The organism is Trinickia dinghuensis (genome assembly GCF_003367175.1).
GTDB lineage: Bacteria > Pseudomonadota > Gammaproteobacteria > Burkholderiales > Burkholderiaceae > Trinickia > Trinickia dinghuensis.
This window is the reverse complement of the sequence record NZ_QRGA01000010.1, coordinates 16,963-30,602: the sequence shown is the minus strand read 5'-3', so window position 1 is coordinate 30,602 and position 13,640 is coordinate 16,963. Positions and strand designations below refer to the sequence as shown.

The 13,640-nt window shown below is 63.5% G+C and carries 12 protein-coding genes; 6 read left to right on the top strand and 6 right to left on the bottom strand.

The features are described 5' to 3' along the window. Positions 1–66 precede the first annotated feature (66 nt). From DWV00_RS18280 to DWV00_RS18260, 5 genes are all read left to right on the top strand, one after another. Positions 67–1,122, top strand: a complete 1,056-nt coding sequence (locus DWV00_RS18280; protein ID WP_115535023.1) for a transporter substrate-binding domain-containing protein — start codon at positions 67–69, stop codon at positions 1,120–1,122. A 60-nt stretch (positions 1,123–1,182) separates the two neighbouring features. Beyond that, positions 1,183–2,469 carry an amino acid ABC transporter permease gene (locus DWV00_RS18275; RefSeq protein ID WP_115535022.1) on the top strand — a complete coding sequence of 429 codons (1,287 nt, stop codon included), beginning with the start codon at positions 1,183–1,185 and terminating at the stop codon, positions 2,467–2,469. Continuing rightward, positions 2,469–3,605: an amino acid ABC transporter permease gene (locus DWV00_RS18270; RefSeq protein ID WP_220274713.1), complete on the top strand. Its 1,137-nt coding sequence runs from the start codon at positions 2,469–2,471 to the stop codon at positions 3,603–3,605. The genes DWV00_RS18275 and DWV00_RS18270 overlap by 1 nt, the downstream gene beginning before the upstream one ends. Positions 3,606–3,686: 81 nt before the next feature. After that, complete coding sequence (locus tag DWV00_RS18265) at positions 3,687–4,436, top strand: amino acid ABC transporter ATP-binding protein (protein WP_147297938.1); 750 nt, start codon at positions 3,687–3,689, stop codon at positions 4,434–4,436. 8 nt (positions 4,437–4,444) lie between these two features. After that, positions 4,445–5,446: an asparaginase gene (locus DWV00_RS18260; RefSeq protein WP_115535020.1), complete on the top strand. Its 1,002-nt coding sequence runs from the start codon at positions 4,445–4,447 to the stop codon at positions 5,444–5,446. A 107-nt stretch (positions 5,447–5,553) separates the two neighbouring features. Here DWV00_RS18260 and DWV00_RS18255 read toward each other — a convergent pair whose 3' ends face one another. From DWV00_RS18255 to DWV00_RS18230, 6 genes are all read right to left on the bottom strand, one after another. After that, a complete protein-coding gene (locus DWV00_RS18255) occupies positions 5,554–6,411 on the bottom strand; it encodes an IclR family transcriptional regulator (protein WP_115535019.1) in 858 nt (285 codons plus the stop codon). A gap of 143 nt (positions 6,412–6,554) precedes the next feature. After that, positions 6,555–7,562: a glutamate cyclase domain-containing protein gene (locus DWV00_RS18250; RefSeq protein WP_115535018.1), complete on the bottom strand. Its 1,008-nt coding sequence runs from the start codon at positions 7,560–7,562 to the stop codon at positions 6,555–6,557. A gap of 8 nt (positions 7,563–7,570) precedes the next feature. Continuing rightward, entirely contained in the window at positions 7,571–8,890 is a 1,320-nt protein-coding gene (locus DWV00_RS18245) for a PLP-dependent aminotransferase family protein (RefSeq protein ID WP_220274712.1), read from the bottom strand. A 59-nt stretch (positions 8,891–8,949) separates the two neighbouring features. Then, positions 8,950–9,954: a glutamate cyclase domain-containing protein gene (locus tag DWV00_RS18240; RefSeq protein WP_115535017.1), complete on the bottom strand. Its 1,005-nt coding sequence runs from the start codon at positions 9,952–9,954 to the stop codon at positions 8,950–8,952. A 27-nt stretch (positions 9,955–9,981) separates the two neighbouring features. Continuing rightward, positions 9,982–11,481: an aldehyde dehydrogenase family protein gene (locus DWV00_RS18235; protein WP_115535016.1), complete on the bottom strand. Its 1,500-nt coding sequence runs from the start codon at positions 11,479–11,481 to the stop codon at positions 9,982–9,984. A gap of 26 nt (positions 11,482–11,507) precedes the next feature. Beyond that, positions 11,508–12,398 (bottom strand): NAD(P)-dependent oxidoreductase, encoded by an 891-nt coding sequence (locus DWV00_RS18230; protein WP_115535015.1) that lies wholly within the window; start codon positions 12,396–12,398, stop codon positions 11,508–11,510. 241 nt (positions 12,399–12,639) lie between these two features. Between DWV00_RS18230 and DWV00_RS18225 the strand changes: the two genes are divergently transcribed. Next, entirely contained in the window at positions 12,640–13,545 is a 906-nt protein-coding gene (locus DWV00_RS18225; protein WP_115535014.1) for a LysR family transcriptional regulator, read from the top strand. The last annotated feature ends 95 nt before the right edge of the window (positions 13,546–13,640 follow it).

The window sequence follows — 13,640 nt, the reverse complement described above, 5'->3', positions numbered from 1 at the left end:
ATGCGTCGCGCCGACCGTGCCCGGACCAGGCGTAGAGACGATAGCTCTCCGGGCAGGAGACCACGTATGAAACTTAGCTTTTCTTCGAGTCGGTTGCTCACAGCCTTGTCGCTGAGCTGCGGCTTGCTCGTCATGGGCATGGGCGCCGCTCACGCCGAAGGACATCTCGACACGGTCAAGCAGCGCGGCACGCTGCTGTGCGGGACGGACAACACGACGCCGGGCTTCGGTTATCTCAATCCGAAGACGGGGAAGATGGAGGGCATGGACGTCGATCTGTGCCGGGCGGTCGCCGCCGCCGTGGTGGGGGATCCCGAGAAGGTCAAGTTCGTCATCGTGACCGACAAGAGCCGCTTCAATGCGCTGCGCACCGGCCAGGTGGACGTCGTATTCGCCCATTCGACGGTGACGACGACGCGCGAATCGGCGGTGGGCGTGACCTTTCTCCCGGTCACTTTCTACGACGGCACGGGCATGCTCGTCAAATCGTCGCTCAAGGCCAAGCACGCAAGCGATCTGAACGGCGCGACGATCTGCACCACGCAGGGATCGGGCACGGAAGTGATGTGGGCCAACTACATCAAGGCACACAACTGGAAGCCGTCGACCAAGGTGCTCACCTATCAGGACACGGACAAGCTGTTCGCCGCATTGAACTCGGGACGGTGCGACGTCATGAGCACCGACAAATCCGCGCTGGCCGGTTGGAAGGGCAACGCGCCCGATCCGGCGGCACTCACGATCCTGCCCGAAACGCTAGACAAATCGCCGCTGGCCGGATTTACCTCGCAAGACGATCCGCGCTGGAACGCCGCGTTGCGCTGGGTGATCTATGCGACCTTCGAAGCGGAAGAAGACGGGATCACGTCGAAGAATCTGCCCACGTTCCTGAAAACGTCCAACCCGTACATCTCGAAGTTCCTCGGGGTCACGGGTACGTTCGGGCAGGACTTGGGCATTCGGCCTGATTTCGTGCAGAAGGTGATTGCGTCGGTCGGCAATTACGGGGAGATCTACGATAGAAATCTCGGCCCGAAGACCGCCTACGCGATCGGACGCGAAGGGTCGTTGAATGCCTTGTGGGACAAGGGCGGGCTCATCTACTCGCCGCCTTGGTACTAAAACGGATCCCGCGCCGGCTGCTCGCAAGGCAGGCCGGCGCGGCGGGCCGCGGAGTCGACCATGACCTATTCGCCTGATCGGCGCCGGCAATCTGACGACAGTGGAGAGCATGCGGTGAGGCATTTGAATCTGTCCGGACATCAGGACGCGCAGTTTGGATCGTTTCCGCCGTCGGCCCGGCCGCCGCGGCTCTCGCGCCGGCGCTTGGCGCGTTTGCGCGCGGCACTCGTGCAGACGCTGATATTCGGTGCAATCGTTGCCGTGTTCGGCGCATTGCTGGGCCTGGTGTGGGAAGGGCTGCGCCGGCACGGCATCGGCTTCAGTCTGGATTTCCTGCGTCAGCAGGCCGGATTCGACATCAGCGAGGGATTCACCTTCGCACACGGCGCAAACGGCTTCACGCTGTCGTCGTTCAACGCCCAAATGACCAATGCCCAGGCACTGGTCACCGGCCTTTACAACACGCTGGTCGTGGCGGTGATATCGATCGTGCTGTCGACCGTGCTGGGCGTGCTGATCGGCGTGACACGGATGTCGAAGAATTGGGTCGCTAAAAACTGGGCCTGGGGATTCATCGAACTCGTTCGCAATACGCCGCTGCTGATTCAGATCCTCTTCTGGTACTTCGCTGTGGTGCTGCAACTGCCGAGCCTCTCGCAGGGCTCGCTGCTGCACGGTGCGCTCATCGCCAGCCGGCAGGGCGTCTTTGTTCCATGGCTCGTTGCGACGCCCGGCACGACAACGTTCATGGTGTTTGCCGCAGCGGCGCTCCTTCTGGCCGCGGCCGGTTGTGTGCCGGGTGCCCGCAAGCTGCGCCGCGGGGCATTCGCCGTGAGCGCGCTGCTCCTCGTCGCCGGATGCTTCGTCGGCGGGCGGCCGTTCTCGCTGGACTATCCGCAGGCAAGCCTGTTCTCCGTGTCGGGCGGCATCGGATGTTCTCCCGAGATGGCGAGCCTCATCGCCGCCTTGAGCGTGAATACCGCCGCCTATATCGCCGAAATCGTGCGCGGCGCGGTGGAGGCGATCGACAAAGGCCAGTGGGAAGCGGCATCGGCCTTGGGGCTCGGCGGAAGGGAGTCGCTGTGGGTCATCGTGCTGCCGCAAGCGTTGCGCGTGATGCTGCCCTCGCTCGGCAACCAGTACATCAGCTTGACGAAGAGCACGTCGTTCGCGATCGCGATCGGGTTTCCCGATCTGTTCAATGTCTACGGAACAGTGGCGAACCAGAGCGGGCGGTCGCTCGAAGGCATCCTCATCGTCATGGCCGTCTATCTGGCGATCAGCGTATCGATCAGCGCGCTCATGAATCTGTACAACCGGCGCGTGGTCAAGAAGGGAGCACGATGATGGCGACGACGATCGGCCGCTGGACGCGTTACAACCTGTTTGCCACGCCTGCCAGCGCTTTGCTTTCACTGGTGTCGATTCCGTTCACGGCCTATGTGGCGTATCTCGCTGCGCGCTGGGTGTTCACGGTCGCGCAGTGGTCGGTGGTGTTCGATAACCTGACGGTGCTGCTCGTCGGCACGTTTCCGCACGATCAAATGTGGCGCGCGCTGCTTGCGTGCGGCGTGCTCTGCGCGTTGGTCGGCATTACGCTGGGCGTTGTCCTGACGTCTCGTCGCTGGCGCGGCTCGGCGGTGATTGCTGCCGCGCTCGCCATCTTGTCCGCCGTCGCTTTCGGTGTGCATATGCATTGGATTGCCGGCACGGCCGGCTACGGTGCGATCTTCCTTGCGGCGCGTGCGGCCACGGTGCACTGGCCGCAACTTGGGCGCGGCATCGGCGTCTTATGGGCAATTGGACTGGGTGCGATCTGCGCGCTGCTCGCGCCTGCCGGTGTCGATCATTGGGGCGGCCTGCTCGTGAGCGTTTTGGTGACCGCGATCGCCACGCTTTTGAGCCTGCCGCTCGGCATTGCACTCGCGTTCGGCCGCAATAGCCGTTTTGCGAGCCTGCGCTTGGCTTGCGCGGGCTACATCGAACTGGTGCGATCCGTGCCGTTGATCTGCATCGTCTATTGGCTCTGGATCATCGTTCCGCTCGTCTTTCCTCCCCAGGCGTACATTTCCGACCTCGCTAGAGGCGTGGCGGGCTTCGTATTTTTCTACGCGGCCTACGCCGCCGAATATGTGCGAGGCGGCATCCAGGGCGTGGCGAAGGGGCAGGTGGAGGCCGCGCAGTCGTTGGGCTTCAGCAAGCGCGACGAGTGTTTCATCGTCGTTCTTCCGCAGGCGTTGAAGGCTGTGATTCCCGCGCTCGTCGGCAACGTACTCGATCTGTTCAACAACGTGCCGGCACTGTTCATCATCGGCCTGACCGATTTTCTCAAGTCGGGCCAGCTCATTTTGTCGAACCCGCAATACAGCGCGCATCAATACGAGGTGTATTGCTTTCTGTTCGCCGCTTATCTGGCGATCGGCTCGTTGATTTCCTACGTGGCGCGCAGGATCGAGCGCAAGATGGGGCAGGGCGCCCGCTGAGGGTTGCTCGGCGCATTGGAATCGGATTATGTTCCGCGTGACGCGGATGAATTGGCAAACGAAGGAGTCGGTATGTCGGCAATGGTCGAGATGCACAAGCTCAACAAGTCTTATGGCACTTTCCACGTTTTGAAGGATGTCGACTTGGAGGTCAAGAGCGGTGAGGTCGTCGTCTTGATCGGGGCGAGCGGCTCCGGGAAATCGACGCTGATACGCTGTGTCAACGGCCTCGAGCACTACGGCGACGGCCGATTGGCAGTGGATGGAATCGAGCTTGCACCGTCCATCGACGGTTTCGGAACGTCTCGCAAGGAGCTTGCCGGGATTCGCCGCGAAGTGGGGATGGTGTTTCAGCACTTCAATCTGTTTCCTCACAAGACAGCGCTGGAGAACGTCATGCTGGCGCCGATCCGCGTGCGTAAAGTGCCGCGTGCCAAGGCCGAGGAAAGTGCGCGGAAACTATTGGCGCGCGTTGGACTCGGCGATCACGTCAACAAGTATCCGGCGCAGTTGTCGGGCGGGCAGCAGCAGCGCGTGGCGATCGCCCGTTCGCTCGCGATGGAGCCGAAACTGATGCTGTTCGACGAGCCGACTTCGGCGCTCGATCCGGAGATGGTGGGCGAGGTGCTCGAAGTGATGCGCGAGCTGGCACGCTCCGGGATGACGATGATGATCGTGACGCACGAGATGGGCTTCGCCCGCGAGGTGGCCGACCGGGTCATTTATATCGACCACGGCCGCGTGCTCGAGGAGGGGCCGCCGTCGGCGATCTTCGATCATCCGCAGCACGAGCGGACGCAATCGTTCTTGTCGCGCGTGCTCAAGCACTGAGCCCTCCCATGACGATTAAGCGCAAGGTTGCGGTGATCGGCACCGGCGGCACCATTGCGGCCGTCGGCCGGGACGCCTTCGATCTGATCGATTACGATGCGAACGGCCAGATGCTCGACACCGCGCGATTGCTGGCGCTGCTGCCTGCCGTGCCGGCCGATGTGGACATCGTCGAGATACCGTTTAGGACAATGAGCAGCACGGCGGTTTCGTTCGACGAGTGGCGCGAACTGACGGCCCTGTGCCGCGCGCTGGAAGTCTCGGCGCCGGACCTTGCCGGCATCGTCATTTCTCACGGTACGGCCACGCTCGAGGAAACGGCCTATTTTCTGCAGCTCACGCTCGACGCGCGGATACCGGTCGTGCTGGTCGGCTCACAGCGTCCGTCGAACGGATTGTCGTCGGACGCCGCGCTCAACTTGTACAACGCGATCCGTGTTGCCGCCGATCCGGCGGCGCACGACCTTGGCGTGCTCGTCGTTCTGAACGACGAAATCCATGCGGCGCGGGACGTGACGAAAACCTCGACCTATCGGCTGCATGCGTTTCAATCGCGCGATGCAGGCGCACTCGGCTGTTGTGATGCGGACGGCGTGACGTTTTATCGCCGTCCGGTGCGAATAGGGCCGCCGCGCATGGCGTTCGATGTCTCCGATCTAGAACGTCTGCCGCTAGTGGGCATCAACTACTCGTATGCGGGTGCGGACGGCCGTATGATCTCCGGGCTGGCCGACGCCGGTGCGCGAGGCATCGTCGCGGCCGGGTTCGCGCCGGGCTGTTGCACGCCGGCCGAAACGAAGGCGTTGCGGGACGCGGCCCGGGCAGGCATTGTGGTGGTGATGTCGACGCGCGCCGGCAGTGGGCGGGTGGGCGACGGCATTGAACTGCGGGAAAACGGATTCATCGCCGCCGATAACCTGAACCCGCAGAAAGCGCGTATCTTGCTTGCCCTGGCGTTGACTCGCACCGATGCGGCCGAGGAAATCTCGACGATGTTTCGCATTTACTGACGTTGACCCCGGCACTGACGCTGACACAGAAGCGGACATCGATGCCGGCTCCGGCATGAGGCGTTGGCACGAGGAACGAGACGATATCGCGCCGATGCCGCATAGGCTCAGCCTTTGCGCCGACGTCCGGCCGTAGGTGCGGCATCGCTCTGTGTGCCATCCGCGTCGGCGTCGTCCCCTTGCAAGATCAGGATGCGCGTGATCCGCTGCGCCACGCTTTGCAGCAGCGGCACGTGCAGCGTGATGTCTTCGAGCGACTTGCGCGCTTTGGGCGCGGACAGGCTCAGGCAGGCGATCACGCGATCGCTCTGTCCGAACACCGGCACGGCGGCACCCACGACGCCGATTGCATACTCGGAATCGTTGGTCGCATAGCCTTGCTTGCGCACAAGCGCGATTTCCTCACGCAGGCGGTCCGGGTCGACGATGGTGTACGGCGTAATCGGCTCCCATGGACCGCTCAGAAAATACGCTTCGAGCTGCTTCTTCTCCATGTGCGCGAGGAAGATTCGCCCGCTCGACGTGCAGTGCAGCGGCGCGCGCTGGCCTTGCTGAAACTGCAGGGTCAACGGCGAATTGCCGCTCACGCTGTCGATATAGACCACTTCCGCGCCCCGCATGACGCCGAGGCTGCACGTTTCCGCGGTGCGGCGAGACAACTCCATCAGCAGCGCATGAATCGGGCCGTGTGACGCCGTGCCCGAGAGGATGTGCGTGGCGAGCTCCAACAGCCGCGGGCCGACTTGATATCGGCCGCGTTCGATACCGTGTTGCAGGAACCCCAGTTCCTCGAGATTGCCGATGAGCCGATGTGCCGTCGTTTTGGGAATCCCGAGCGCGGACATCAGATCGACCGTCGAGACGCTGAGCGAGCGCGCAACGAGTTCGATGACGTGGAAGGCGCGTTCGGTGGGAGATACTTCGCTATCCGAACTAATCTCGTTATCGGGGGCGGGGGAGCGCATAGGCGTGGCGTTGCAACACGGGTTGAATGTCGCCTCAGTCTATACGCAAAATAGTTCCAAAAACAAGCATCGATAGGACTGGAAAATGGTATGAGCGATCGTCGTGTCGCTGCAGCGTCGATTGGGTGGGGTGCCGCTTGACACTACTTGAACGCCGGCGCGACGATCGTCGAAATGAGTTGTACCACCGCGAGATGGGTCGCGAAGGGGATCCCGTCGACATTCGCGTCGACGACGTTCGACACGGAATTGATCAGCCCGACGTCCACGCCTCGCCGCAGCAGGGCCTCTTCGAGCGCCGACGCGTGTGCCAGCGACGCTTTGCCCATCCGCGCCGCGAACGCGCCGGCGATGGCATAGCATCCCCAGTTCGAGCAGGCCGCGGTGACGAGCACGTCCGTGCGGCTCACCGCGCCGATCCCCGCACTGCCGTCCGGCCGCTTGTCGCCGAACTTGACGTACTTTCGAACGGCATCGCTGACCACGCCCATTCCGATCTCGTTGCCGCCGTCGCCCACGGCGACCGTCGGGATGCCTTGTTCGATCGCTTCGTCGCATAGGAAATCGATCCTTGCCCGCCCCATGCCGTAGTCGATGCCGCGCATGCTGCAGTAGATGCCGTCGATATTGCGGCCGACGCGTTCGGTCGAGAAGAACAGAGCGGGCCGATAGCGTTCGATGAGCTTTTTGCAAGCAGCCTTGGCGGCGGCATCGTCGACGGGAAACGACTCGACGCACACGACGGCAAGGCTGCCGTCGTCGCGTGCAATCTTCGCCTGCTCGTAGGGCAGCACTGTCAGTCCCGCCGTCGTCAGGATGGCCGAGGTGGTCTCGATCAGCGTCTCTTCCACGAAGGTGATGCACAACGCCTTCTTGGCGAGCGACACGGCTCTCACCACGGCGGCGAGACCGGCGGGGCCGTCGTTTTCTCCGATGGACGGGGAAATCCATGCGCGCGACACGGACCCCGTCGTTACGAATACGTTCGATTTTTCGGGAATCGCGGCGAGGGCGTCGGCGGCCGCGCCGACGAGCGCGCGCCCCTGCCGTTCGCGAGCAGCGCGATAGAGCTGTTCGACGCCGCGTCCGCCAAGGTCGAGTGAAACGAGCGCGTCGAGGCGATCGTCGATCGGGTTGAAGTCTGCGGTCATGATTTACCTTACTTGCCGAGGATAAGTTGAGCGATCGCGTGGCGATCGTGGATGAGCTTTGCCACCTTATCGAGCGATTGCGCGACCGCGGAGACGACGGCATCGAAGCCGCCGGTTCTGTCGAGTGCATCGAGCGTCGGCTTCAGCCGTAACGACACGCGGGCGCCAGGCTGTCCGTGGGTATTGACCGTGAGAATGCCGTGGTCCTCGAGCAAAACCATGCCGAGCGCGGAAGTTGCTTCGCACGGGACGACCACCGGTTTTTCGTTTTCCCGGCCTGCGATTTTCAACAGCACGCGCAGCACGGCATCTTCGTCGACCATCGGCCCGAGGTCGCTTCGTTGGACGAGGTCCTTGCCCATTTTCCGTTCTAGCGCCTCCGCGAGCTTTTGCCCCGCGGCCGATTCCTCGCGCAGATCGTCGGGCCGGTACTTTTCGAGCGAGCGGAGCACGGCCGCCGCGATCGGCGCACGCGCTTCCATGCCGAACTCTGCGCCTTTGGCTGCCGCGGCCGTCACGAATTCGCTTCTGCCGACCAGAACGCCGGCGCGCGGACCGGATAGGCCGGCTTTGTCGCAATTCGTGATCGAGATATCCGCGCCAAGCTGCAGACTGAGTTGACCGCCATGCAGCACCGTTCGCAAACGAGCGCCGTAGGCTTCGTCGAGAAACACCGTCGAACCCAGCGCGTGAGCGTACTGAATCACTTCCTTGGTGATGCGATCCTCGAGGCGTTCGAGGCTGCTGGTCACCGTCGTGACGACAACCAGAGCGGGGCGGTTGACCTCGATGATATCGAGCCACTTTTTGTCGCCCTGAATTTCGTGCACGGCGACGCTCGCGATTTTTGCGCCGCGAACCACGGAGGCATGCGAGCGGCCGCCGGGCGGCACGACCGATACGATCGGCTTGCCGTCGGCGAGCGCGGCGATGGTGGCGATAATGCCCGCGCTGGTGCGGTTGAAGAGGGCGAGCGCATCGTCGCCGCGGCCGCCCATATGTCCGATCGCGACTTGGCGAAGTTCTTCGGCGGCAAGGCCCGGTCCTACCCATTCCTCGCAAAGCGTCGCAATGTCTTCGGGGTGGATGGGAAAGTCGCGCTGATTCCCGGTAAAGACACCGATCGATTCCGCGCCCAGCATTTGCGCACGTCGAGCCGCGACCGCCTGGCCGTGACGAAGCCTGAGCGCCTCCTCGAGGCTCGAGCAGATGATGGTGCCGCGAGCGAAGCCAACCATCGGGTCGATCGGATTGCCGAAGCTATCCGTCTTCACGGCACTCATGCTTGCGGGCGCGGCGGCCTTGGCGATTTCCGTTGTGTGATTCATGGGCTACACCTGTCATTTCAAAGGAGGCTGCGAGAGCGTTGTTTCGGTGGCCGGTGCCGTCAAAGCGATACGGCGACGATGCTTCGCAGCAGTTCGACGAACGCCGTATGTCCTTCCCAGTTGATGCCGTCGACCGCCACCTCCGCCCTCGATGTGGCGCCGTCTCGCGCGCCGGCTCGCACCGTCGCTTCGATGAGCGCGTGTTCCAGCTCCGGTGTGTGGAGAACGTTCAAGTCGCCGATCCGAGCGGCAAGCGCCGCGGCGATGGCATGGGCGCCCCAGTTGGAAACCGAAGCACTGACCACGACATCGGTCGCGGTCACGGTCACGACCCCGGACGGGTGGCCCGCAAGCGACTTCCCGCCCAGTGGATGTACCGCGGTGATGGCGTTGCGTACCGCGCCGAAGCCGACTTCGTTGCCGCCGTCGCCGATTCCGATCGTCAGCACGCCGCGCCCGCGTGCCAGATCGGCCAGCAGATACACGTGGCCAACATCGTCGGGGCTTCGGCAGTCGCCGCGTACGCCGTGAAAGAAGCCTTCTTTATTCGGGCCGTCTCGCTCGACGAAGACGACGGCGCTCGGCCGGTGCGCTTCCATCAGCGTTTGCGCAAGCTGTCGCCCCCGCTCGAAGCCGAGCGGAAAGCAAACGGTCGACACAGCGCCGTTTCTCCCGTACTCGGAGAGTTCATGGTCGATCACGGCGGCGACTGCCATGACAGGTGCCGCATGCGCGTCTTCGGTAACCAAAACGACACGGACATCGAACGCGAGCACGAGCGCGCGAGCCAGCGCCGCCGCGCCGACCGGTCCGTCCGTTTCACCCTGGGGCAGCTTGGGGGCAATGCCGGCTCCCGTGGCGATGAACACCGTGTCGCCGCGAGAGAGGGTATCGGCCAGCTTGCGCGCGGCCAGTGAACTGAGCGGCTCACCGTGATGGGCGCGGCATACGTCGTACATGGGGACGACAAACCCGGCCGGCACGCCGCCCGTCAGCGGGCGGATCTCGACGGTCATCAGCCGGTCGATGCGTTCGCCGGTCATCCGCTCGTTCGTCGGCTTCATTGCGAGGCCTCTCACTGCGCATCTTCGTCAAACGTTGATCGTCACGCTCTTGCGCGAGGTATAAGCCTCGAGTGCCCCTTCGATCGAGTACTCGGCGCCGATACCGCTTTGCTTGGCCCCGCCGTACGACATGCCGGGAATCTGGCCGCCCGCGCGATTGACCTGCAGCCAGCCCGCGTCGATGCGCTCGGTCGCTTTCAGCGCCTTCGTGAGGTCGTTGGTGAAGACATAAGCGGCGAGGCCGTACACGGTGTCGTTCGCCCATCGAATGACTTCTTCCTCATCCGACCATGGAATGGCGACGAGCACCGGACCGAACACTTCCTCGCGAGCCACGCGCCAGCTGTTGTCCACCCCGGCAAAGATGACGGGTTCCGGGAAGAAGCCTTTGGCGTCTTCGACGGTGGGCGGGAGCGAGCCCGTGAGCACCTGTGCCCCGGCATCGATGGCTTCCTTGATGAAGGCGCGTACTTCCGAATAGCGTTCCGCGTTGATGATCGCGCCGATGTCGTTGGATTCGTCGAGCGAATCGCCGATCTTCAATTCCTTGACCTTGGCCACCAATCGCTTCATCACCGCATCCCACGCGTCCTTGTGGACATAGAGGCGGGAGCCGGCCGTGCACGATTGCCCCTGGCGAGCGAAACGCATCGCGTTGATGATGCCGGTGACCGTGGCGTCGAGGTATTCGGGCGTGGCGGCGTCGGGATAGACGATGCACGGGCTCTTGCCGCCCAGTTCGAGCGTCGCGTGACCGATGCGATCCGCCACCGCGTGTCCGACCAGCTTGCCGACTTCGAGCGATCCGGTGAACGACACCTTGGCGACGCTCGGGTGGGCGGCCAGCGGCGCGCCGGCGTCAATGCCGGTGCCGGTCACGACGTTGAAGACACCGGCCGGAAAGAGACCGGTCGCAAGCTCCGCGATTTTGATGACGGCCAGCGGCGCGTCTTCGGCAGGTTTGAGAACGAGGGTGTTGCCCGTACCGAGCGCCATGCCGATTTTGACCGCCGCCAGCACGACCGGTGAGTTCCACGGGATGATCGCTCCCACGACGCCGAGCGGCTCGCGCGTCGAGTAGCTGAAAAGACCCGGGCCCAGCGGCAAGGTCTCGCCCTTTTGCTCGGCGATCACACCGCCGTAATAGCGCAGTACTTCGGCCGCGCCCAGCACTTCCGGCCGGCTCTGCGTGCGCAGCGCATTGCCGCTTTCCGCGGCGAGCACGCGGGCGATTTCCTCGGCATGAGCCGTCACGCGATTGCCGAGTTCGGTCAGCAGCGCGCCGCGAGCGCGGGAGGCGAGGCGGCGCCATGCGGGGAATGCGGCCGCAGCCGCGGCAACCGCGGCATTCACGTCGTCGGCATCGCTGGCTCCGATCGTGGCCAGCGTTTCGCGCCGCGACGGGTTCTCGATATCGAGTGTCTTGCCGTTGGCCGGCGCGCGCCATTCGTTGTCGATGAGCAGGCCAGTGATCCCGGCCTTCGGCAGGACGACTTCAGCGTGGAGATTATCGGTACGGATATTCACAGTGTTTCCTTCGATGTGCGGGGCGGTTACTGGGCAGCCGGCAGGCTCAGGCGGACGCCGAGCAACTCTTCGTAGATCTCGTTGACGCTTGTGGAGTCCTTGCCGCCTAAGCCCTTGGCGCGTGCGGCGTTGTAGGTCTGTAGAACGAGTTGGCCGAGGGGCATCGGCAGATTCGAGAACTCATCGAGGCACAGCTTGATGTCCTTGTGCATGAGATCGATGGCGAAATTGGCGGGACGCTCGGCCGTGAACAAGGTCTTGGGCAGGTAGTCGAGCATCTTGCTGCCCGCAAGACCGGCAGTGAGGACATCGCACAGCACGTCGAGCTTCGCGCCCGCCTTCACGCTGGCGGTCAGGACCTCGCCGAGCGCCACGGTATTGATGGCGGTGAGCAGGTTGTGGCTGAGCTTGGTCAATTGTCCCGCGCCGATGTCGCCGCAATGAACGACGCGGCCGGCCAGCACATCGAAGATCGGCTTCAGTTGTTCGAGCACGGCAGCCGGGCCGCCGACCATCAAAACCAGCTTGCCGTTCTCCGCACCGGCAACGCCGCCGCTGACCGGCGAGTCGACGAACGACACCTTCTTTTCCGCGGCGGCCGCGGCGATTTCCTTCGTCGTCGCGGGATCGACGGTGCTGAAGTCGACGATGACGGCGCCTTCCGATGCGCTCGCAAGGACGCCGTCCTGACCCGTCACCGCGTCGCGCAGCGTCTTCGGGCTCGGCAGGCTGAGCAAGATGCGCTCGGCGTCGAGCGCGGCGTCGGCCGGGCTCTTCGCCGCAACCGCGCCTTTCGATACGAGTGCGTCGACAGCCGCGCGGCTGGGATCGAACACGCGCACTTGATGACCCGCTGCGATCAAGCGGGCCGCCATCCTGCTGCCCATGCGACCGACACCGATAAAGGCAACCTTCATTTGATTCCTCCAACCTATTCGAATGAGTTCGACCTGCGTGCTCGAGCCGCAGGCGTGAAGCGGCTAACACCCGTTGGAGCGCGATTCGCGTCCCCGTGATGTGACTATAGGGAGAGGGGTTTGGAAAAAAAAGACGACAGTTTGTGACGGTATGCGTAAATTTTTATTACTATCCGCCTATCTGCTCCGTCCTCGTTCATCTCCTCCGTCCATCGCCAGCAAGTCGGGAAGGGAATTCGCCATGCTCAATCTCAGCCGCCTTCGTTTGCTGCATGAGTTGTCCGTCCTCGGGACCATTTCGGCCGTTGCCGAGGCGGTGCATCTCACGCGTCCGGCCGTTTCGCAGCAACTCGGGCTGCTGGAAGATGAGTTGGAAACGGCGTTGATCGAACGCTCGGGCAGAGGCGTGCAACTCACGCCGGCGGGGCGCCGGCTCGTGGCGCGATCGACGGATTTATTCGCGATCGTCGAGGAAATCGAAGCCGAGGTGGCCGCGGCGAATGCCGAGGTCAGCGGGGAAGTGCGCATGTCGGCGTTTGGGTCGCTCGCAAGCAGCGTCGTGCCGATCGCGGTCAAGCAATTGCTCGACGAACATGCTCAGCTAAACGTCGTCTTCACGGAACTGGAGCCGTCGGAAGGGCTGCGCGCCGCGGCGGCAAAGCAGACCGACATCGCGATCGTCGATGATTTGGTCAGTGCCGAAGCGCTGGCGAACGTGTTGGAGTTTCGGCCTCTATGCATCGATCACTTCGACGCGGTCGTTTCCTCGAAACATAAGCTCGCTGGACGTAAATCGATCCAACTTTCCGATCTCGCGCACGAGCGTTGGGCGTTGAATCAATCCGCCGCGACATACCACACGTTTCTTCTCAACGCCTGCTTTGCGGGCGGCTTCACGCCCAAGGTGACGACGAGCAGCCGCAACACGGCCGTGACGCTCGAGATGGTCAGAACGGGGTGCGCGGTCGCGGTGCTGCCTCGGCTCGCACTGCGGCACGTGGAGGACGATCCCGACTTCGCGATCCTTCCCATCGACCCGGTGCTGAACCGGCGGGTCTTCGTCGCGTTGCCGAATGGGACGGCGAAGCGGCCGGCAGTGGCGGCTGTGCTCGATGCGCTTGCTCTTGCCGCGGGGGAGTGTACGTAGTAACCACCCACCGCCGGCCGTAGTAGGTGCTTTCCCTAGAGTTGGAAAGATGGGGTTGACGACCGGATAGGGGCCTCGTAAATTTGCCGCATCGA